The following is a 20,550-nucleotide window of genomic DNA, read 5'->3' on the forward strand; positions in this document are numbered from 1 at the left end:
GGGCAGCCGCCCCGGCCGGCCGCGCCGTTTCCCGGTGTCGGCGATGGCGGTGGCGGTGGTGTCGGGGCCGCAGTTTCTCATCACCGACCGGCACAATGCGGTCCGGCCCGACCGGGCCGGACGGCGGCCGGAACGACGGACGGAACGGCGACGGAACCGCGGACGGAACGGCGGGTTTCAGGCCGTAACCGTACCGACCGGTACGGTCGGTGGGCTGCGCCTGAACCCCGACCGGGGTGGGCGCCGTAGAGCGGGACGGAACGGGACGGGGGAGGAACGCCGGATGGAAGCGGACGGGCCGGAGGTGCGGGAGTACATCGCGGCCCTGGTGCAGATGGGCGCACCGGTGGTGCCGGGGCCGTCCGGGCTGGCGGTGCCGGCCTGCGGCGCGGCCGAGGTGACGGCCGTCGCCCGGCGGCTGGCGCTGGGGGTGCTGCCGGAGCGCCAACGGCGCGCGGAGCCCACCCCCGGGCTGCTGGGCCTGGCCCGGGCGCTGGTGGTGGACGAGCACCCCTCCGCACCGGGGTGGACGGTGGCCGAGCGCGAACGGCTGGCCGGCTGGGTCGCGGTGCTGATCGAGCACCGGGGCGAGGACGGGGTGCAGGACCTGGTGGAGGCGCTCAACGGCGGCCCGGCGGCACCCGGCACGGACTGAGCCCGGCGCGGCCGGTCCCGGCACGACGGGGCGGCACCCGGCGCCGCGCCGGGTGCCGCCCGGTCCGGGCGTTGGCGGATCGTTGGCAGGTCCTTGGCGGCGCCCGGCAGGCTGATGTCTACCGCCACGGGGGATGTCCGGCGGAAGCCCTGCCATGTGCCCTTGCCCGACCTGAGAGGTAGCGCGTGTCGAAGCAGTCCGTCGCTCCGCCCACGTCCGTCGCCCAGCCGCCCGCGGGCCCCCCTGCCGACCCCGTCGCGGCGCCGGAGCCGGCGCCGGTCCGACGGACCCTCGACCCCGACACCCTGGCCGAGATCCACCGGCTGCACGGCGGCTACCTGTTGCGCGCCCTGCTGCGCAACACCGGTGGCGACCGCGGCAAGGCCGAGGACATCCTCCAGGAGACCCTGCTGCGCGCCTGGCAGCACCCGGAGGCCCTGGCCGCCGGCCCGGAGCACAGCCGCCCCTGGCTGTTCACCGTCGCCCGCCGGATCGCGATCGACCACTACCGGATGGCCGCCGCCCGCGCCCAGGAGGCCATCGGCGAGCCGGTGGAGGACCGCCCGCTCGCCGACGACCCGTACGAGCAGGTGGTGGTCGCCCGGGACATCGCGCTGGCGCTGCGGCGGGTGCAGAAGCACCACCGCGAGGTGCTGGTCGAGCTGCACCTCAAGGACCGCTCGGTGCTGGAGGCCTCGGCGCAGCTGGGGGTGCCGCCGGGGACGGTCAAGTCCCGCAACTTCTACGCCGTCCGGGCCCTGCGGCCGGTGCTGGCGGCCGAGCACGGGTACGCGCCGGCCACCGGCTGAACCCTCCGGCCGAACCCTCTGGCCGAACCCTCGGTAGGAACTCCGGGGGACGGCCGTTGGGCGACCGCTACGCGACCGGACCGTCCACGGCGGTCCGGTCGCCGCCGGGCGCGCACCCGGCCTCCGGTCAGTCCCCGTCCCCGGCGCGCAGGCTGAGCGAGGCCTCCAGACCGGCCGTGAACTCGCTGCGGTGCCCGGCCAGCCGGTCGTGCCGGCGGAACCGCTCCAGCGCCGAGGCCAGCCGCTCGCGCACCTGCGGCGCGCGGCCCCGGGCCACCAGGTGGGCCGCGTAGGACTGTTCGGTGACCGCGTGGAGGTAGAGCAGGCCCGCCTCCTCGCAGGCGGCCAGCAGCCGGTGCCAGGCCAGGTCCGCGGCGTGGTCCCGGACGGTCGGCGGCAGGGCCTGCGCCTCGGTCAGCAGCGACCACAGGTGCACCTGGGTGACCGGGCGGGGCGGCAGCAGCTCCCGGGCCTCCTGGGACAGCCGCTGGGCGGCCGTCGGATCACCGGTCGCCAGACTCACCCAACCCTGGTGGACCAGGGCGTCGACCAGCCGCTTCCGGTCTCCCGACCGGACGGCGAGCGCGGTCGCCCCCGCCGCCAGCCGCTGCGCCCCGGTGGAGTCCCCGAGCATCGCGGTGACCAGGGCCAGCGAGGCCTGGGCCCGCACCCGGGCCGAGGCGGCGGCCGGCCCCTCGGCGGACTCGGCGGCCGCCACCGCGCGCCGGGACGCCTCGGCCGACTCGTGCCGGCGCTCCAGGGCGACCAGCGCCTGGGCCCGGCAGTTGTGCAGGAACGCCACCGCGACCGGGTCCGCGCAGCGCTCCGCCGCGGCCAGGCCGACCTCGGCGCGGGCCAGCCAGTCGGTGAAGCGGCTGGCGCCGTAGTAGAGCGAACCGGTGGTCAGGGCGAGCCGCCAGGCCCGGCCGGGGTCGCTGACGGCGGCCTCGTCGATCAGCACCCGGAGCGCGGGCTCCTCGGCGCGGAACCAGTCGAGCGCGGTGCGGATGTCCACCGCGGGCGGGACGGCCTGCGGGCTCCGGGCGGGCACCCCGGCGTCCTCCTGGCCGGGGTCGAGGTAGCCGCCGCAGTGCTGCAGCGCGGCCTGGTAGTGGTCCAGCAGCCGGGCGCGGGCCTGCTCCCGGAGCTGCTCGGGCTCTTCGGCGAGCAGCTGGACGCCGAACAGCCGGACCAGCTCGGTGCGGTGGTAGCGGCCCGGGGCGGTGCCGGTGAGCAGGTGGCGGGAGGCCAGTTCGCCGAGCGCCCGGTGGGCGGTGGCCGGGTCGGTGTCGAGCAGGGCGGCGGCCGCCTGGCCGTCCACCTCCGGGCCCGGGTGGACGGCCAGCAGGGCGAGCAGCCTGGCTGCCACCAGCGGCAGTTGGCGGTGGCTGAGGAGCAGCTGCTGGCGCAGGCCGGTGCGCTCGTCGAGCTCCAGGGCGGCCAGCCGGCCCTCCTCGTCGGCGAGGTCGGCGACCAGCGCGGCGACCGTCCACTCCGGGTGGGCGGCCAGCCGCGCGGCGGCGATCCGCAGGGCGAGCGGCAGGGCCTCGCAGAGCCGGACGAGTGCGGCGGCGGCGGACGGTTCGGGGCGCAGCCGGTTCGGCGTCAGCAGGTGCTCCAGCAGGGCCAGGGCGTCGTCCTCGGGCAGCGCGGTCAGCCGCAGCAGGGCGGCGTCGTCGGTGGCGACCAGCTTCTCCAGGGAGCAGCGCGCGGTGACCACGGCCGCGCAGCCCGGCCCCTCGGGCAGCAGGTCGGCGAGCTGGTCGGCGTCGGCGGCGTCGTCCAGGACGACCAGCAGCCGGCGGCCCCGGGTGCGCTCGCGGTAGAGCGCCGCCCGGCCGGCCCGAGTGGGCGGGACGGCGCACTCCGGGACGCCGAGGGCGCGCAGGAAGCGGCCGAGGACGGCGCCGGGTTCGGCCGGACCGGCCGGGTCGAGGCCGCGCAGGTCCGCGTACAGCCGGCCGTCCGGGAAGCGGTCGGCGGCCCGGTGGGCCCAGGCGGCGACCAGGGCGCTCTTGCCGGTCCCGGCGGGGCCGACCACCAGGGCCGGTCCGTCGGTGGCCCGGTCGGGGGCGCAGGCGCGGTCCAGCCAGCGGAACTCGGCGGTGCGGCCGATCAGTTCCACGCGCAGCCCGGGCAGCTGCCGGGGGACCGTCGGGAGCGGTTCGGCGGGCGGGGGAGCGGACCCGCCGGCCGCGGCCGGCACCGGGACGGCCGTCGGGGCCGCGGCCGGTACCGCGGCCGGCGCCGGCCGGTCGTCCGCCAGCACCTCGGCGAACGCCGCCCGCAGCGCCGGGCCGGGCCGGATGCCCAGCTCGCGGTCCAGCCGCAGCCTGGTCCGGTGGTAGGCGCTCAGCGCCTCCGCGGGCCGTCCGGCCTGGTGCAGACAGCGCATCAGCAGCGCCACCAGCTCCTCGCGCAGCCCGTCCCGCCGGACGCTCTGCTCCAGCAGCGGCACCGCCGCCGCCCCCGCGCCCTGCCCCAGCCGCAGCGCGGACCACCGGAGCAGGGCCGCCGTCGCGGACTGCTTCAACTGCTCCGCGGTCGCGGCCCGCAGGGGGGTGTCCGGCAGGTCCGCCAGAGCCTCCCCGCGCCACAGCCACAGCGCCTCCTCCAGCAGCGCGACCGCCTCCCCGTCCGCACCCCGGTCGGCGCGGTCGGCGGCCCGCCCGGCCAGCCCCGCGAACCGCAGCGCGTCCACCTCCTCGGCCGGCCCGCTCAACAGGTAGCCGTGGGCCCGGGTGTGCAGCTCGAACGGGGTCTCGGCGAGCACCTTGCGCAGCGCCGCGACGTGCCCCTGCACCGCCGCCCGGGCACTGGCCGGCGCACGCTCGCCCCACAGCAGCTCGCAGAACTGGTCCATGCCGACCACCTGCCCCAGCCGCAGTGCCGACAGCGCCAGCACCGCGCGCCGCTGCGACCCCGCCAGCGTGGCGAGGCCGCCCGCCGCGAGCCGCAGCTCCACCGGCCCGAGCAGCCGAATCCGCACCCGTACCCCCACCTCGTCTCGCCCGATGATCCGACGGCGGCCCCCCGGGACGGAGCAGTCGTCCTGCGCGCACCGGCCCGGTTCGTGCCCGGACGCTCGTCGCCGCGCGGGCCGCCAGGGGTACAGAGTCCCAGGAGGGGCCGGATGGTTGCCTGGGGGAGTGCCCGGGAGTCCCGCAGTGCCACGCAGTGCCCCGCGGCGGCCCGTGGCCGCCGGTCGCTGCCGGTTGCCGCAGTGGTGCCCGGGCCGGATAGCGTGCGGGCATGGACGAGCACTCCGAGAGACACGTGAACGCCCGGTACGAGCGGATGGCCCAGCGGGTCCGCGACGAACTCGCCGCCGCCGGGCTGCCGGTGACGGCCCCCGGCCTGCACCGCGGCCTCGCCACCGGCGCCGAGGTCCGGGTCAGCACCTGGAACCAGCACTTCGGCGCGGCGGACCCGGAAGTGCTGGTCAGCTGGCACGTCAGCCCCCGGCTGCGCGGCCGGGCCGGGGAGGAGGCGCGGCGGGCCGACGGCGAGACCCCGGCGGTCCGGCAGTCGGGCGAGGCCCAGACGGCGATGGCCACCGCGATGATCGCGATCCTCACGGCGGCCGGCTACACCGCGCGCGACCACGGCAACGAGTACGCGCCGTTCGACGTCCAGGTCCTCGCCGGGCCCGAGCGCCGGACCGCACCGGCCTGGGCCGACCGCGAACCGGCCCCGGGCGGGCCGGCCGACGGGCCCGGGAACTGAACCGCGCAAGGATCGGCAACCGAACCGCGCAGGATCGGCAACCGAACCGCGCAGAGCCCGGGAACTGAACCGCGCAGGGCCCGGGAACTGAACCGCGCGGGCCCGCCCCGTCGTCCCTCCCTACGGGGACGACGGCGCGGCACCGGAGGCCGACGACCCCCGACGGGAAGGGGAGCATGGAGATCGAGCTGCTCGGGCCGATGACGGTCCGGCGGGCGGACGGCACGGTGGTCACCCCCTCGGCCCCCAAGCGGCGCGCGCTGCTGGCGGCGCTGGCCGTCCGGCTGAACCAGCCGGTGGGCGCCGAGGAACTGATCGAACTGGTCTGGGACGGCGCCGCGCCGCCGACCGCCCGGGCCGCCCTCCAGGGGCACGTGGCCGCGCTGCGCCGCCGACTGGACGACCCCCGGCTGGTGCTGGGCACCCGCGGCGGCGGATACGTCCTGGAGGGCGACGCGGACCGGGTGGACTTGGTCCGCTTCGGCGCGCTGCACGACCGGGCCGGGGTGCTGCTGCCCGGCTCCGCCGCCCGGCTCGGCGCCGACGACCCGGCCGTCCCGCTGCTGCGCGCCGCCCTCGACCTGTGGCGCGGCCCGGCGCTCGCCGACTGCGGCTCCGAGCTGCTGCGCACCCGCACCCTCCCGGACCTCACCGACCTGCGGCTGCGCACCCTGGACCGGCTGGCCCAACGGCTGCTGCTGGCCGGCCGCGGTGGCGAACTGGTGGCCGAACTCGGCGCGGCCGCCGACGCCCACCCGGGCCGCCAGCCGCTGGCGGCCCGGCTGGTCCAGTGCCTGGAACAGGCCGGCCGCGGCCTGGAGGCCCGGGCCCGGTACGACCACGCGCTGACCCGGCTGTCCGGCCCGCCCGGTCCGGAACTACGGATGGCCGGCGAGCAGTTGGCCCGCCACACCCCGTCCGACCGGCGCTTCGTCGGCCGCAGCGCCGAACTCGCCGGCCTGCACGAGGCCCTGGCCGTCGCCGCCCGGACCGGCCGTCCGATCCTGGTGACCGGTCCGGCCGGAGCGGGCAAGACCGCCCTCGTCCAGCACTGGGCGGCGCAGCGCTTCCCGGACGGCGTGCTCCGCGCCGACCTGCGCGGCACCCACCCGGACGGGCCGCGCGAACCCGCGGACGTCCTGGCCGGGTTCCTCACCGACCTCGGCATCGCCCCCGAGGCCGTCCCCGTCGGGCTGGAGGAACGCGCCGCCCGCTACCGCGCCCTGCTCGCCGACCGCCGGATCCTGATCCTGCTGGACGACGCCGCCGACCACCCCCGGCTCGCCCCGCTGCTGCCCGGCCGGCCCGCGACGGCCGGCTCCGTCCTGGGCCCGGTCGCCGTCGTCACCAGTCGCGACCGGCTGCGCGCACTGCTGCTCCACGAGGACGCCCTGGCGCTGCCGCTCGGCCCGCTCAACGCCCAGGACGCCCGCGCGCTGCTCGCCCGCGCCCTCGGCCCGGACCGCCCCGCCACCGCCCCGCAGACCGCCGCCGAACTCGACGAACTCGCCGAACGCTGCGACCGGCTGCCGCTGGCCCTGCGCCTGGCCGCCGCCCGCCTGGCCGCCCGCCCGGACTGGACCCCGGGGGACCTCGCCGCCGAACTCGCGGACGAGCAGACCGGCCTGACCGCCCTGGCCGGCGTCGGCGGCGGGCCCGACCCGAGCGGCATCACCGCCGCCCTGGACCGCACCTACCGGACCCTGCCGCCCGCCGCCGCCCGGCTGTTCACCCTGCTGGGACTGCACCCCGGCGCGGTGATCGACACCGCCACCGCCGCCGCGCTCGCCGACCTGCGGCCCGCCGCCGCCCGCACCCTGCTGACCGCGCTCGACGCCGTCCACCTGCTCGCCGAGACCGCACCCGGCCACTACGCCCGCCGCGAGCTGGTCCGCCGCTACGCCGCCGGACAGGCCGCCGAACTGGACTGCGAGGAACGGTTCGGCGCCCTCGACCGGCTGATCGCCCACTACCTGGAGCTGACCGCCCCGTGGGGCCCGGACGGCAGCGGCGGCGGCGGCAGCGGCGGCGGCCACGGCGACGGCGGTGGCGACGGTGCCCGGCCGGCGGCCTGGTTCCGCCGGGAGGAGAGCGCGCTGCACGCCGTCGTCCTGTGCGCCGAGCAGTACGGGCGCACCGGCGCCGCCTGGCTGCTCGCCCACCGGATCGGCCGGCTGTACGAACTGTCCGGGGACACCGGCGGCGAGGACCGGGCGCACCGGCGGGCCGTCGCCGAGACCGGGCTGCGCGCCGCGAAGGCCGCCCGGGACGACGCGGCGCTCGCCCGGCTGGGCACCGACCTGGCCGTCCTGCACGTCCACCGGGCGGCCCACCGCACTGCCCTGGAGCAGCTCGGCGCGGCCGTCGCGGCCGCCGACCGGGCCGGGGACGCGCTGCTGCGCCACCACTGCCGCAGCCGGGTGGCGGCCGCCCTGGCCCGGGCCGGGCAGTACGACCGGGCGGTGCCGCTGCTCACCGAGCTGGTGACCGCCGCCCGCGCCCCGGCCGCCGGGCACCTGCTGGTCGGGGCGCTCACCGAACTCGCCGAGGCCCTGGTGCGGGTCGGGGCCCCGGAGCAGGCGCTGGCGCACGCCGACGAGGCGGTCCGGATCGCCACCGACCGTACGGCCCGGGGGCGTTCGGGCCCCGCCCGGCCGGGCGCGGAGCGTTCCGGTACCGGCGAGGGGGTCCGGACCGACCGCGCGGCGGTGCTCGCCACCCACGGCCGGGCCCGCGCCCTGCACGCCCTCGGCCGCCGGGACGCAGCGCTGTCCTCGGCCCGGCTCGCCGTCGCCCTCGGCCGCACCGTCGGCGACCCGGCCGTGGAGGCGCGCTCGCACGGGCTGCTCGCCGACCTGCTGTTCGCGCTCGGCCGCAGCGTCGAGGGGACGGAGGCCCGACGGCAGGAACGGGCGCTGGCCGCGGGGGAGCGCTGAGCGGGGGTCCTGAGGGGCGCTCAGGGGGCCGCTGGGGCCCCGGCGTGGTCGAGGGAATGGTCGAGGGCGTGGTTGAGGGAGTGGGATAGGAAGTGCACAACTGCCTCCCGGGCCACCGGGGTAGGCGGAACTACAGGCGGTTCCGCTGGGCGGTTCCGCCCGCCGGGCGCCCGTCCCCCCGGCATCCCCGCAGGCCGCGGCCGGGTACGCGCGGTCCGTCCCACGGGGCATACTTCTGCCTGAGACGATCTGCCCGGCGTGCGGCCCGGCAGAACTGCGGCGGAACTGTGCGAGCGCGGACCAGGGGGCGGGGCGGGCAGATGGTGGTTGCGAGCGGAACCGGGGAGTTCGGCCATCTGCTGGCCGGCCACCGGGTGACGGCCGGGCTGACCCAGGAGGACCTGGCGGCCACCGCCGGGGTCAGCCTGCGGGCCCTCGGGGACATGGAGCGCGGCCGCACCCGAGGACCGCAGCGGCGCACCGTGCAGGCGCTGGCCGCCGCCCTGGGCCTGGACGGCCCGCAGACCGCCGCGCTGGAGCGGGCCGCCCAGTCCGGCCGCCCCCGGGGCGTGCGGCAGGTGCCCCCGCAGGGCCCGGCGATCGGCGCTGCGAGCCCGTCGGCCACCGGCCCCGGCGGACCGTCCGCCGCCCCTACCGGACCGTCCGCCGGGCCGTCCGCCGGGCCGCACCTGGCCGCCGGGGCGCCCGGGCCGGGTACGGCCCCGGACCAGGCACCGGCCGGCGGCCCCGGGCCCCGGACCGACCCGCCGGTGCCCGGCGCCCTCGCCCTGCCGCGCGACCTGGCCGACTTCACCGCCCGCGAGCAGGCCCTCGCCGACCTCGCCGCCCTCACCGCGGACCGGCGACCCGCCCACCCCCGGGTGGTGCTGATCAGCGGCCAGCCCGGCCTGGGCAAGACCGCCTTCGCCCTGCACGCCGCCCACGCCCTCGCCCCGGCCTTCCCGGACGGCCAGCTCTCGCTGGACCTCGGCGGCATGGCCGCCACCCCGCTGCCCGCCCGGGAGGCGCTCGGCCAGGTGCTGCGCGCCCTCGGGGTCAAGGACGGCGCGGTGCCCGCCGGGACGGAGGAACGGGCCGGACTGTTCCGCGCCCTGGTGCGCGACCGCCGGCTCGTCCTGGTGCTGGACGACGCCGTCGACGAGAGCCAGGTGCGCCCGCTGCTGCCCGGCGCCGGCCCCGCCGTCACCATCGTGACCAGCCGGCACGCCCTGCCCGGCCTGGAGGCCGTGCACCGGCTGCGGCTCGACGTGCTCTCCCCGGTCGAGGCCACCGCCCTGCTGGCCCGGATCGCCGGGCCGGAACGGGTCGAGGCCGCGCCGTCCGCCGCCGCGGACCTGGCCCGGCTGTGCGGCTACCTGCCGCTCGCGCTGCGGATCGCCGGGCAGCGGCTGGTGGCCCGGCCGCAGCAGCCGGTGGCCCAACTGACGCGCCAGCTCGCCGCCGAGGAGAACCGCCTGGACCTCCTGGAGACCGGGGACCTGGCGGTCCGTCCGGCCTTCGAGCTGTCCTACCGCAGGCTGCCCGACGAAGCCCGGCTGGTGCTCCGGCGCTGCGCGCTGACCGCCGGGCAGGACTTCACCGCGGCCGTCCTGGCGCACTACGCGGGGCTGTCGGCCGGGCGCACCGAGCTGGTCCTGGAGCAGCTCATCGACGCCGGCCTGGTGCAGCCCGCCACCCCGGAGCGCTACCGGCTGCACGACCTGGTGCGGCTGTACGCGGGCGAGCGGCTGGCCGCCGACGAGCCGGCCGGGGCCGTCGCCGAGGCCCGTACCGAGGCCGGGCGCCGGCTGCTGCGCGAGGCGGCCGAGCACGGCCTGCGCTTCGACCCGGACGCCTCGGCCGGTAGTTCCGCCGACGATCCGGCGCTGCTCCTCACCGAGTCGGCCCGCTGGCTGGAGGAGGAGCACCCGGAGTGGCTGGCCGCGCTGTACCGGGCCCAGCGGGAGGGCCGCCACCGGGAGGTGATCGACACCGCCGAGGCCATGCACTGGTTCTCCGACCGGCTGCTGAGCTGGGACCTCTGGGGCGAGGTGTTCCAGCTGTCGGTGGACGCCGCCCGGGCCTGCGGCGACCGGCGGGCCGAGGCGGTGCACGTGAACTACCTGGCCTGGACGTACATCACCTGTCTGCACCGCTACCAGCGAGGCATCGAACTCGCCGGTGAGGGGCTGGAGTTGGCCCAGGAGCTGGGAGACCACGAGCAGCAGGGCTGGGCGCTCACCTACCTCGGCTCCGGGCTTCGGCAGCTGCGACGCCACCGGGAGGCGAGCGAGAGCTACCAGCGGGCGGCGGACGCCTTCGCCGAGGTCGACAACCGGGCCGCCATGATCGGACGGCTGGTCACCCTGCGCGGGGCGGCGACCTGTCTGCGCGAACTGGGCCGGGCCGAGGAGGCGGTGGACGTCCGCCGCCGCGCGCTGGCCGGCGCGCTGGAGCTGGTGGAGCGCTGGTCCTCGCCGCTGATGCACCTGCTGGCGGCCATGACGGCGCACGAACTCGGCCAGGACCGGGCGGCGTTGAAGCGCTGGCCGGCCGCCGAGAAGGCCTACCGGCAGGCCCTGGTGCACTACGAGGCGGTCGGGCGCCCGGACAGCATGACCAAGGCGCTGACCGAGCTGGGCACCGCGCTGATCGAACAGGGGCGGGCGGACGAGGCCCGCGAGATCCTCACCGATGCGCTCACCGACCTGAGCGCGGACGGCCGCCCGGGCCGGGCCGTCGCGCCGTAGCGACGGTCCGGCCGGAGCGGCCGGTGCAGGACCAGGACGTCCGGTCCGGGATCGCGTCGTCCGGTCCGGGGTCAGATCCCGGGTCAGATCCGGGTGTCCTCCACCACCGGCAGCCCCTGGTCGTGCTGGACGGTCCGCTGGTTCTGCTGGGCCGGGGCGTTGCCGGTGCGCGGCGCCACCTTCACCGGCTTCTTCCCGCAGAAGGCCGGCTCCAGCGCGTTCATCAGGCCCTGGGTGACCGAGCCGTTGTTGGAGGCGTTGGCGAAGACCACCACCGAGCGCCGCCCGTCCGGGGTGGCGAAGGACTGGGTCTGGAAGCCCTGGACGATGCCGCCGTGCCCGTACACGTCGCCGCAGGTCAGCGAGATGCGGCGGAGCCCCAGCCCGTAGGAGATCTTGGCGGTCGGGGTCGGGATGGCGGCCTCCATCTGGCGCAGCGAGTCGTCGGAGACGAGCCCGCCGTCGCCGCCGGCCATCAGCGCGCCGAGGAAGCGGTCGAGGTCCGAGGCGGTGGAGATGACGGCTCCGGCGGCCCACACCCAGGAGCCGTTCTGCTCGGTGGAGTCCAGCAGCGGCTTGGTGCGGTCGTCGTTGGTGAGGTAGCCGGTGACGTGGTCGCCCGCGATCTTCTGGTCGGGGACCACGAAGGAGGTCTGGGTCAGGCCGAGCGGCTCGATGATCCGCTCGCGCAGCACGTCGGCGTAGGGGCGGCCGGTGAGGTTCTCGACGGCCATGCCCATCAGCACGAAGTCGGTGTTGGAGTAGGAGTAGCGGCTGCCCGGGGTGTACTGCTGCCCGTGCTTGACGGACATGGCGACCATCTGGGCGGGGGTGTAGACCGTGCTGCGGATCCGGGCCTCGAAGGCGGCGGTGGTCTCCTCGCCGGCCTGCTCCAGCAGGTCGTTGGTGTGGTCGTAGATGCCGGCCCGGTGCTCCATCACCTGGCGGCCGGTCATCGCCCAGCCATCCGGGAGGGTGCCGGCCGGCAGGTAGTCGCGCAGCGGCTTGTCGAGGTCGATCCGGCCCTCCTGCGCCAGCTGCATCACGAGAACGGCCGTGAACATCTTGCTGTTGCTGCCGACCCGGAACCTCCACGAGGAGTTCATCGGGGTCCCGTCCAGATCGGCCTTGCCGACGGTCAGGGAGCGGGTCCGGTCGTCGTCGCCGTGGTCGCTGATCACGGCGAAGGCGCCGGGGGCGCCGGCGGCGGTGGTGGCTTGAAGCGCGCTCTGCACCCCCGCGGTGTCGGGGGCGGGCAGGGCCGGGCCGTCCTGGCCGGCGGCCAGGGCGGGTACGGCTCCGGTGGCCGCCAGGACGGCAGCGGCGGCGGCCACCGCGAGCGGACGCAGCAGACGGGTCTTCGCCATGTTCCTCGGCTCTCTCGTGCGCTGACGCGGTGTCGGATCGCGTCGGGTCGATGATCACTATCACCGGTTCGGACGGTCGGTGGCAATGTGAACCTTCGTGCCCGCTTCGTCCGTTGTCGGGCCGTTTTGCCGGGGCACGGTCCGTTCTCCGGCCCGGGGGCAAGGTTTTACCTCCCGTCATCTACCCGCGTTGACCACCGCGACCGCATGCTGTTCGGGCTGCTCCGTTCGGCGTGTCCACGTCGGCCGCGCCGGCCTGGTCGTCCGCGCGGGCCGCGTCGGCCAGGTGGACCACGCCACCTGACGCGTCCGCTCCCCGGCGCCTCCGCACGCCGACCTCCCCCTCACCGACCATGGAGTCCCCATGCCCCTGGCCACCTTCGCGCGCCGTGCCGGCGCCCTGCTGCTCGTCGGCGCCGGCCTGATATCCGCCTCCGGCGCCGCCCACGCCGACGCCGTCGCCGGCGGCTACTCGACGATCGTCTTCCCGGACCAGGACCACAGCGCGGTCTACGGCCTCATCAACGCGGCCACCAAGTCCGTCGACGTGACGATGTACGAGCTGCGCGACACCACGGCCGTGAACGCCCTGATCGCCCGGCAGCGCGCCGGCGTGCGGGTCCGGGTGATCCTGGACGGGAAGCACGGCTCGGTCAACGGCGCCGCCTACTCCGCGCTCAAGGCGGCCGGCGTCGGCGTGACGTACTCCTCCTCGGCGTTCGTCTACACCCACCAGAAGACCGTCACCGTGGACGGCGCCAAGTCGCTGATCCTGACCGGGAACCTGGACGCCACCTACTACTCCAGCAGCCGCGACTACGGGGTCGTCGACACCGACGCCAACGACGTCGCCGCGATCGAGCAGGTCTTCGCGGCCGACTACGCCAAGACCTCGATCACCCCCTCGGACGGCGACAACCTGGTCTGGTCGCCCACCGACTCGCAGGACCGCCTGCTGGCGCTGATCAACGGCGCCCAGACCTCGCTGGACGTCCAGGAGTTGGAGTTCGGCGACCCGGCCCTGGTCGACGCCGTCACCGCCGCCGCCAACCGCGGCGTCACCGTCCGCGTCGTCGGGATGAGCCCGGACACCTACGGCTCCTCCTTCGACCAGGTCACCGCGGCCGGCGCCAAGGTGGTCACCTACTCCTCCACCACCGGCCTGTACATCCACGCCAAGGCCATCGTCGCCGACTACGGCACGCCCACCGCCAAGGTGTTCGCCGGCTCGGAGAACTTCTCCGACAACTCGCTGAACAACAACCGCGAGCTGGGCCTGATCGTCTCCGACTCCGGGGTGCTCAGCACGATCGAGTCGACCTTCGCCACCGACTTCGCCAACGGCACGCCGTACTAGGCCCTGTCCGGCCCGGACCGGTTCGGTCGGCACTCCGGGTAGCTCAGTCACCTCCCGTCCGGGCGGTCCCGCCGGGGCCGCCCTCCACCCGAGGAAACGTCATGACCTCGTCCGCGAAGCCCCTGAACGACGCCCCCCGTCCGCGCTCCCGCTCCCGCCGCACCGCGACCGCGATCGGCTCGGCCGTCGCACTGGTCGCCGCCTCGGCCGGGCTGTGGGCCGCCACCGCCAGCACCGCGCAGGCCGCCGGGCTGCCCACGCCCGACCACATCGTGGTCGTGGTGATGGAGAACCACGCCTACAGCCAGGTCATCGGCAGCAGCAGCGCCCCCTACCTCAACAACACCCTCAAGGCGGGCGGCGCCAACCTCACCCAGTCCTTCGCCATCACCCACCCCAGCGAGCCGAACTACTACGCGCTGTTCTCCGGCTCCACCCAGGGCCGGGTCGACGACAGCTGCGTGACGGTCGGCGGCTTCCAGGCCCCGAACCTGGCCTCCGAGGTGCTCGCCGCCGGGAAGACCTGGGCGAGCTACAACGAGACCCTGCCCAGCCAGGGCAGCACGGTGTGCAGCAGCGGCAAGTACGCGCAGAAGCACAACCCCTGGTTCGGCTTCGGCAACGTCCCGCTCAGCAGCGCCAAGACCTTCGCCCAGTTCCCGACCGACTACACCACGCTGCCCAACGTGTCGTTCGTGATCCCGAACCTGTGCAGCGACATGCACGACTGCTCGGTCGGCACCGGCGACACCTGGATCAAGAACAACCTCGGCGCGTACGCCGCCTGGGCGCAGAGCCACAACAGCCTGCTCGTCGTCACCTTCGACGAGGACAACAGCCTGTCCGGCAACCGGATCCCGACCCTGGTCTACGGTGCCCACGTGGCGCCGGGCAGCAGCAGCTCCACCACCTACAACCACTACAACGTGCTGCGCACCCTGGAGGACCTCTCCGGGGCGAGCGGCCACGCGGGCAACGCGGCCGGCGTGACGGACGTCACCGGCATCTGGAACTGACCCCGCGCGCCCGCCGCGCACCCCGGACCGGCGACCGCCCCGCGGTCGCCGGTTCCGCCGCTCCCACCGCCGCTGGCGGGGTCGGGCGTCCGGCTGGTATCGATAGGGGCGTGCGATTCGAACAGGTGCCGATGCCGGACCAGGTGGGGGAGCGTCCCCGGGACGCCCGCGGGTACCCGGTGCCGGCGATCACGCCGTGGCAGGACGGGCAGCCGCAGTTCGCGCTGACCGACCACGGGCGCAGCGCCGACTGCGCGCTGGAGCGCCGCTGTTCGGTGTGCGGCGCCGTCATGCCGCGCGGTCCGGTCTGGCGGGTGGTCGGTCCGGCGGAGAGCGCCGCGATGGCGGCGGCGCTCGGGTCCGGGCACCCGTACCGCAACCTGGCGCCGACCATGGAGGGCCCGGGGCACCGCGCCTGCATGCTGTACGCGTCGATGGTGTGCCCGTACCTGGCCCGGCCCAACGCCCGTCGGCGGGTGAGTGCCGAGGGCGCGGGGGAGGGGCTGACCGCCGCCGCCGTGCGCGGTGCGGCGCGCGGCGGGACGGGGGCGGTGGTCGGGTTCGGCGACTACGAGTACGCGGTCACCGAGGAGCGGGTGCTGTTCCGCTTCCTCGACCTGGTCGAGTTCCTGCCGCACGAGTCGGCCGACGAGCACCTCGCGGAGCTGCGCGCCGAGTTGGCGCGCCCGGCCTCGGATCAGGGCCGGTAGACCGGCAGGCCCTTGAGGGTGGAGACCTGGGCCGGGGCCGCCGAGCCGTCGGCCGGTACGGTGCTGACGCCGTCCGGGGTGCGGGCCGCGACGGTCCTGCCGTCGGGGGACCACGCGGGCTCGGTGTAGTCCGTGGTGGCCGAGGGGGTGAGGTCCTTCTCGGCCGTCCGGTCGTGCTCGGTGGAGCGGGTGAACAGGTGGTCGTGGCCGTTCACCGAGCGGACGAAGACGATGGTGCCGGCGTCCGGGGACAGCGCGGGCTGGGAGCCCTTGCCGATGTCCCGGGTGGCCGGGCGGATGTAGTCGTCGTAGATGTACACCTCGCCGGCCGGGGTGTTGGCGTACGCGATGTCGGCCTGCTGCCCGCCCGCGTTGGCCCAGGTGTTGCCGGTCTGCGGCGGCTGCGGGGCGCCGGCCGCGTCGCCGGCCTCGGAGTTGTGCGGGGCGAGCTCCTCGACGGCGCCGCCCTTGGCGGGCACCTTCTCCAGCCGCAGCACGCCGCCCTTGTCGGCGGTGAACACGATGTTGTTGTAGCGGTCGGTCTCGTCGGGCACCGCGCCGCCGCTCGGCCCCTTGTCGGCGTGCTGCCAGGTCGGGTGGGACCAGGTCTCGCCGCCGGGGGCCTTGGCGAGGGTCGCCTTTCCGCTGCCGTCCGGGGCGGCGGTCAGCAGGTTGCCGTTGCCGTCGACGAAGACGACCTTCTTGCCGTCGGGGGACCACGCGAGGTCGCGCACCACGGTGCCGAAGTCGACGGTGGTGCCGTTCATCGCGACCGTCCGGGTGCCCGTGCTGATGGTCAGGTGGTTGGCCGCGGAGGTGCCGTTGACCTCCTTGCCGCCCGGCGCCGGGCTGGCGGAGTGCGATCCGCCGCCCGGCGCCGCCGTGACCGGGGCGCCGGTGGCGGCGGTCGAGCCGGAGTCGCCGTTCTCGGGGCCGCAGGCGGAGAGCAGGACCGCGCCCGCGGTCGTCATCAGGGCGATGGCGGCGGCGGTGCCGAATCTGTTGCGCACGGACATCTCTTGGTCCCCCTCGGTGGTGCCTGTCGCTTCGACAAGGAGGTTCCCAGTCCGAGGTCCGCGGCCGGTGCGGGCTTCGTCACAGCCTTGGAACAGTGCGGACGAAGCCGTCCGACGCCACGTCAACCGCCGCTGCTCGCCCGGTCGGTAGCGCTCAGAGGCCCAGCTCGGTGAGGCCCGGGTGGTCGTCCGGCCGGGGGCCGGCCGGCCAGTGCAGGAGCCGCTCCCCGGGGGCGATCGGCAGGTCGTTGATGCAGGCGAGCCGGCGGGCCATCAGGCCGTTCGCGTCGAACTCCCAGTTCTCGTTGCCGTACGAGCGGTACCACTGCCCGGCGTCGTCGTGCCACTCGTAGGCGAAGCGGACGGCGATCCGGTCGCCGTCGTGCGCCCACAGCTCCTTGACCAGGCGGTAGTCGAGTTCGCGCTGCCACTTGCGGGTGAGGAAGGCGGCGATCTGCTCGCGGCCGATGAGGGACTCGGCCCGGTTGCGCCAGCGGCTGTCGGGCGTGTAGGCGAGGGCCACGCGCTGCGGGTCGCGGGTGTTCCAGGCGTCCTCGGCGGCGCGGACCTTGCGGTGGGCGGACTCCTCGGTGAAGGGGGGTAGGGGAGGGCGCTGTTCGGTCACGGGATTCTCCTCGGGAACGGGCATTCCGCCGGTGAGAACGATCGTTCTCACGTCAGTCGCTACCCTAGGAGAATCATCGTTCTCACGCAAAGGTCACGGCAGATGGAACAGGTGGACCCGCGGACCCGGATCCTCGACGCGGCCGAGGAGCTGTTCTACGGGCGGGGCGTCCAGGCGGTCGGGATGGACGCCGTCCGGGCCGCCTCCGGGCTGACCATGCGCCGCGTCTACCAGCACTACCCGTCCAAGGACGAGCTGGTCGAGGCCTACCTGCGACGGCGCGACGCGCGGTGGCGGGCGAGCCTGGCCGTCCACGTCTCCCGGGCCGGCGGCACGCCCCGGGACCAGGTGCTCGCGGTCTTCGACTGGCTCGGCCGGTGGTTCGCCGAGCCCGGGTTCCGCGGCTGCGCCTTCGTGAACTCCTTCGGCGAGCTGGGCGCCACCAGCCCCGCCGTCGCGGCCGCCGCCCGGCACCACAAGGCGGAGTTCGCCGGCTACCTGGCCGGCCTGGTCGACGCCGCCGGCGCCCCGCCCGCCACCGCGGCCCAGCTCGCCCTGCTGGCCGAGGGCGCGATCACCGTGGCCGCCGTGCACGGGGACCCGGAGGCCGCCGCCGACGCCCGGGCGGCCGCCGCCCTCCTGCTGGACGCGGCGGTACGCGCACGGAGCTGAACGCGGGGGCCGCCCCGGGGTCGGGGTCCGGGCCCACACTCCCGGACCCCGGACCCCGGGCCGGCGGGTGGGGGCGGCTCAGCCGATGGTGTAGCCGGAGCCGTAGGCGGTGATGGTGAACGGGCCGTCCAGGTCGTAGTTGCCGGTGGCGGCGATCCGCCGCAGGCACTCGACCCGGTCGACGGACTTGCGCCATTCCTCGGCGGTGGAGGAGTTGGCCGGGTTGTTCAGGTCGTCGATCCGGACGTCGAAGAAGGCGTCCAGCCAGGCGCGCTCGCCGGCGGCCGAGGGCGCACCGACCTTGGCCGTGGTCCGGCCGATCAGCGCGGGCAGGGCGTCGTACTCGCCGCCGTTCCCGTGTTGGATGGAGGCGTCGTAGAGCTCGGCGCGGGCCAGCGCGGTGGTGAGGCCGAGCCGGTCGGCCTGGTCCATGGCCGGGGTGAAGTAGCGCTGGTCGACCTGGTCGTCCTGGACCTGCCGGAAGGCCGGGTCCTGGGCGGCCTGCTGCCAGGCGGCGATGTAGTCGGCCTCGGGCAGGCCGCCGGTGTCTCCGCTGCCGGCGGCGGCCAGGCGCTCCAGTTCGGGGATGAAGCGGGCGAGCGGGTTGTCGGGGGCGACGGCGGTGTAGGCGCGGACCACCTTGAGGGCGTCGCCGTCGTTGGTGGTGAACCCGGCCCGGCCCGCGGTGACGCCGCGGCCGTCGTTGATGTTCTCCGCGTAGCCGTACTGGATGGTGGTGGTGCTGTTCTCGAAGACGCTGACCAGCTGGTCGGCGCGGCGGCGCTGGTCGGGGGTGAGCCCGCCGGCGGTCACCCGGGGGGTGGTGCCCGCCTGCCGGGCGGCGGCCGCCGGGGCGGCGGGCTGCTCCGGTGCGGCCTGGGCCGGGTCCACGGCCCAGGCGCCGCAGGCGGCGGTGGACAGGAGGAAGGCGGCGAGCGCCGTCCCGGCGGTCACGGCCCGGGTGGTGTTCCTGGTGCTCCTGCGGGAGGTGCTGCGGTCCATGGGGAAGTCGTCCTCTCGGTGGGGGGAAGAGGTCGTGCTCGGATCCGACGATTCGTTGTTAGGAAACCTTCCTAACGATGGGCATTGAACCACCAGCCGATGCCCACGCCAAGCCGTCGGGCGGGGTGGAATGCGGTGCGGGTACGTCCCTTGCGCCCCACACGCCCCTCGTTTATCGCCCGTTGATCGCCGCCGCCTAGCGTCGGGGGCATGGACGACAGGACGGCCGAGCGGCCGAGGGTGGCGCCCGAGGGGCGGATGACCGAGCAGGACGCCGAGCGGTTCCGGCAGTTGCTGGCCGGGTTGGAGAACTCGCTGGCGGCGGACCGGGAGGTGGCGGGGCGTGAGGCCTGAGGCCGCCGAGCCGCGCGGCCCGGTGGCGGTGCTGCCGCTCTGGCGGCGCGCGGAGGAGTACCGGGACGCGAACCGGCCCGGGGTGCTGCGGGGGCACCCCGGGCCGGTGGCGTCGGATCAACCGGAACCGGAACCGGAACCGAAGGGGGCACCGGAGGCGGAGGAGGCGCCGGTGCCGGAGGCGAACTGAGCGATCGTCAGCAGTCGCACCCGCAGTCGCAGCCGTCGCAGCCGCAGGAATCGCAGCAGTCGCACCCGCACTTGCCGCACTCGCAGCAGCTGGGGTCGCAGCAGTCGCAGGCGCTGCAGCAGTCGTGCCGCTCGCAGAAGCCCTTGCGGCGCTCCCGGCTGAACGGGTCGTCGTGCTCGCAGCAGAGCAGCTGGCAGGAGCAGGCCATCAGGGCCCACACCGCGCACCCGGCGAGCAGGTTGCGCGGGTGCGGCGGCTTCCCGCCGATCGGCGGGCCGAAGCCCGGACCCTGGGGCACCCACGGGGGAACGGGCGCCTGGCCGGGCGGCGTCTGGCGCGGCGGCGCGTCCTGCGGGTGTTCGGCGCCGGCGTGCTCGGCGCCGGTGCGCTCAGCGCTGGCGTGCTCGGTGGTGGCGTGTGCGGCGCCGGCCGGCCCGCGGCGGCAGTTCGCCGCGTGCCCGGCCCGGCCGAAGACCCGGTCCACCGCGGTCTCCGTCTCGTGGGCGAGCAGGACGTGCACCAGGGCCCGGTCGGTGAGCTCGACCTCCCGCAGCGCGAGCCGGATGCCGTGCACGGCGTCCCGGCAGAGCCGTTCGGCCTCGGCGCGGTCGGTGCCGGTGGCGGTCAGCGGGTTCCAGGCGCCCGAGGCGGCGTCGGCCGCCTGGTCCTCGGCGGCGTCCAGCAGGTGGGCGAGCCGTCCGAACAGCCGCCCGGCCTCGGCGAGCGGGGCGGCGTTGCCGGGCCGCCCGGCGATCACGGCGGTGTGCGCGAAGGCGGCCGAGGTGGCGGTCTCGGTGGGTTCGGTGACCAGCAGCACGGAGCCGCCGGGCCGCAGCGAGCGCTCCAACTCGCCCTGCCGGGAGGCGGCGTCGAGCAGCACGGCGGTGTCGAAACCGATCGTGGAGGCGCTGCCCGCGCTCTGCCGGTCCCAGCGCCTGGTCACCGCGCGGGCCCCGGCGGCGACCGGGCGGCGGGCGAACACGCCGTCCCGGTCCTCGACGTGGTCGCGGATCTTCACCGAGGCGAGCGTGAGCGAGACGGCGGCCGCCAGCCGGGCGCCCTCGCCCTTGGCGACGGAGGCCGTGCGCATGCCGCGCAGCGGGCAGGGCCCGGCGGTGCGGCGCCAGTTGGTGTCGGTCGGGGCGGCCTGGGCCTCGACCAGGACGGAGATGATCAGGCCGTCGTAGTTGGTGGCGGTCCGGGCGAGCTGCCCGTGGTCGTCCCGCAGGGCGAGGCAGAGCCCGCACAGGTGCGCCATCCAGGAGGTGCGGAGGCCTTCGGACAGTCGGTGGCTGCACGGTCTGATGATGCCGAACACGATCGTTGCTCCCCCTCGCCGGTGGGCCGCGGAAGGGCCCCTCGGGC

17 protein-coding genes are annotated in these 20,550 nt (G+C 76.1%); 11 read left to right on the forward strand and 6 right to left on the reverse strand.

Going from position 1 to position 20,550, the window contains the following annotated elements:
• Positions 1-283 precede the first annotated feature (283 nt).
• Both ACFV8H_RS09425 and ACFV8H_RS09430 read left to right on the forward strand, forming a co-directional pair.
• A complete protein-coding gene (locus ACFV8H_RS09425; protein ID WP_375886647.1) occupies positions 284-655 on the forward strand; it encodes a hypothetical protein in 372 nt (123 codons plus the stop codon).
• 185 nt (positions 656-840) lie between these two features.
• On the forward strand, positions 841-1,464 hold the full coding sequence (locus ACFV8H_RS09430) for a sigma-70 family RNA polymerase sigma factor (protein ID WP_380397919.1): 624 nt from the start codon (positions 841-843) through the stop codon (positions 1,462-1,464).
• Positions 1,465-1,591: 127 nt separating this feature from the next.
• Here ACFV8H_RS09430 and ACFV8H_RS09435 read toward each other — a convergent pair whose 3' ends face one another.
• Entirely contained in the window at positions 1,592-4,453 is a 2,862-nt protein-coding gene (locus ACFV8H_RS09435; protein ID WP_380397921.1) for a BTAD domain-containing putative transcriptional regulator, read from the reverse strand.
• Between the two features lie 263 nt (positions 4,454-4,716).
• Here ACFV8H_RS09435 and ACFV8H_RS09440 point away from each other — a divergent pair, with 263 nt between their 5' ends.
• The 3 genes from ACFV8H_RS09440 to ACFV8H_RS09450 all read left to right on the forward strand — a co-directional run bounded on the left by ACFV8H_RS09440 (position 4,717) and on the right by ACFV8H_RS09450 (position 10,876).
• A complete protein-coding gene (locus tag ACFV8H_RS09440) occupies positions 4,717-5,190 on the forward strand; it encodes a hypothetical protein (protein ID WP_380397923.1) in 474 nt (157 codons plus the stop codon).
• 176 nt (positions 5,191-5,366) lie between these two features.
• Positions 5,367-8,126 carry a BTAD domain-containing putative transcriptional regulator gene (locus tag ACFV8H_RS09445; RefSeq protein ID WP_380397925.1) on the forward strand — a complete coding sequence of 920 codons (2,760 nt, stop codon included), beginning with the start codon at positions 5,367-5,369 and terminating at the stop codon, positions 8,124-8,126.
• A gap of 320 nt (positions 8,127-8,446) precedes the next feature.
• Positions 8,447-10,876, forward strand: coding sequence for a tetratricopeptide repeat protein (locus ACFV8H_RS09450; protein ID WP_380397927.1), 2,430 nt, complete (start codon positions 8,447-8,449; stop codon positions 10,874-10,876).
• Between the two features lie 83 nt (positions 10,877-10,959).
• Here the strand turns inward: ACFV8H_RS09450 and ACFV8H_RS09455 are convergent, their stop codons facing one another.
• On the reverse strand, positions 10,960-12,243 hold the full coding sequence (locus ACFV8H_RS09455) for a serine hydrolase domain-containing protein (protein ID WP_380397928.1): 1,284 nt from the start codon (positions 12,241-12,243) through the stop codon (positions 10,960-10,962).
• Positions 12,244-12,607: 364 nt separating this feature from the next.
• Between ACFV8H_RS09455 and ACFV8H_RS09460 the strand changes: the two genes are divergently transcribed.
• The 3 genes from ACFV8H_RS09460 to ACFV8H_RS09470 all read left to right on the forward strand — a co-directional run bounded on the left by ACFV8H_RS09460 (position 12,608) and on the right by ACFV8H_RS09470 (position 15,326).
• Positions 12,608-13,600: a phosphatidylserine/phosphatidylglycerophosphate/cardiolipin synthase family protein gene (locus ACFV8H_RS09460; RefSeq protein WP_380397930.1), complete on the forward strand. Its 993-nt coding sequence runs from the start codon at positions 12,608-12,610 to the stop codon at positions 13,598-13,600.
• Between the two features lie 101 nt (positions 13,601-13,701).
• Positions 13,702-14,616, forward strand: a complete 915-nt coding sequence (locus tag ACFV8H_RS09465; RefSeq protein WP_380397932.1) for an alkaline phosphatase family protein — start codon at positions 13,702-13,704, stop codon at positions 14,614-14,616.
• Between the two features lie 110 nt (positions 14,617-14,726).
• Positions 14,727-15,326, forward strand: a complete 600-nt coding sequence (locus tag ACFV8H_RS09470; RefSeq protein ID WP_380397934.1) for a hypothetical protein — start codon at positions 14,727-14,729, stop codon at positions 15,324-15,326.
• Here the strand turns inward: ACFV8H_RS09470 and ACFV8H_RS09475 are convergent.
• Both ACFV8H_RS09475 and ACFV8H_RS09480 read right to left on the reverse strand, forming a co-directional pair.
• Positions 15,314-16,342 carry a TolB family protein gene (locus ACFV8H_RS09475; protein WP_380397936.1) on the reverse strand — a complete coding sequence of 343 codons (1,029 nt, stop codon included), beginning with the start codon at positions 16,340-16,342 and terminating at the stop codon, positions 15,314-15,316. The genes ACFV8H_RS09470 and ACFV8H_RS09475 overlap by 13 nt on opposite strands.
• Before the next feature lie 154 nt (positions 16,343-16,496).
• The gene (locus ACFV8H_RS09480; RefSeq protein WP_380397938.1) at positions 16,497-16,967 is read right to left on the reverse strand and encodes a DUF1348 family protein; all 471 of its coding nucleotides are present in this window, start codon (positions 16,965-16,967) and stop codon (positions 16,497-16,499) included.
• Positions 16,968-17,069: 102 nt separating this feature from the next.
• On the opposite strand from ACFV8H_RS09480, the gene ACFV8H_RS09485 reads away from it, so the two are divergent.
• A complete protein-coding gene (locus ACFV8H_RS09485) occupies positions 17,070-17,639 on the forward strand; it encodes a TetR/AcrR family transcriptional regulator (RefSeq protein WP_380397940.1) in 570 nt (189 codons plus the stop codon).
• Between the two features lie 78 nt (positions 17,640-17,717).
• Here ACFV8H_RS09485 and ACFV8H_RS09490 read toward each other — a convergent pair whose 3' ends face one another.
• Entirely contained in the window at positions 17,718-18,641 is a 924-nt protein-coding gene (locus ACFV8H_RS09490) for a chitosanase (RefSeq protein ID WP_380397941.1), read from the reverse strand.
• 210 nt (positions 18,642-18,851) lie between these two features.
• Here ACFV8H_RS09490 and ACFV8H_RS09495 point away from each other — a divergent pair, with 210 nt between their 5' ends.
• Together ACFV8H_RS09495 and ACFV8H_RS09500 are read left to right on the forward strand one after the other, a co-directional pair.
• Positions 18,852-18,995 carry a hypothetical protein gene (locus ACFV8H_RS09495; RefSeq protein WP_375886680.1) on the forward strand — a complete coding sequence of 48 codons (144 nt, stop codon included), beginning with the start codon at positions 18,852-18,854 and terminating at the stop codon, positions 18,993-18,995.
• A complete protein-coding gene (locus ACFV8H_RS09500) occupies positions 18,985-19,185 on the forward strand; it encodes a hypothetical protein (RefSeq protein WP_380397943.1) in 201 nt (66 codons plus the stop codon). The genes ACFV8H_RS09495 and ACFV8H_RS09500 overlap by 11 nt, the downstream gene beginning before the upstream one ends.
• A 7-nt stretch (positions 19,186-19,192) precedes the next feature.
• On the opposite strand, the gene ACFV8H_RS09505 is transcribed toward ACFV8H_RS09500, so the two are convergent.
• Positions 19,193-20,503, reverse strand: a complete 1,311-nt coding sequence (locus ACFV8H_RS09505) for a DUF5685 family protein (RefSeq protein ID WP_380397945.1) — start codon at positions 20,501-20,503, stop codon at positions 19,193-19,195.
• Positions 20,504-20,550: the final 47 nt, after the last annotated feature.

It is taken from the genome of Kitasatospora sp. NPDC059827 (assembly GCF_042731675.1).
Taxonomy (GTDB): Bacteria; Actinomycetota; Actinomycetes; order Streptomycetales; family Streptomycetaceae; genus Kitasatospora.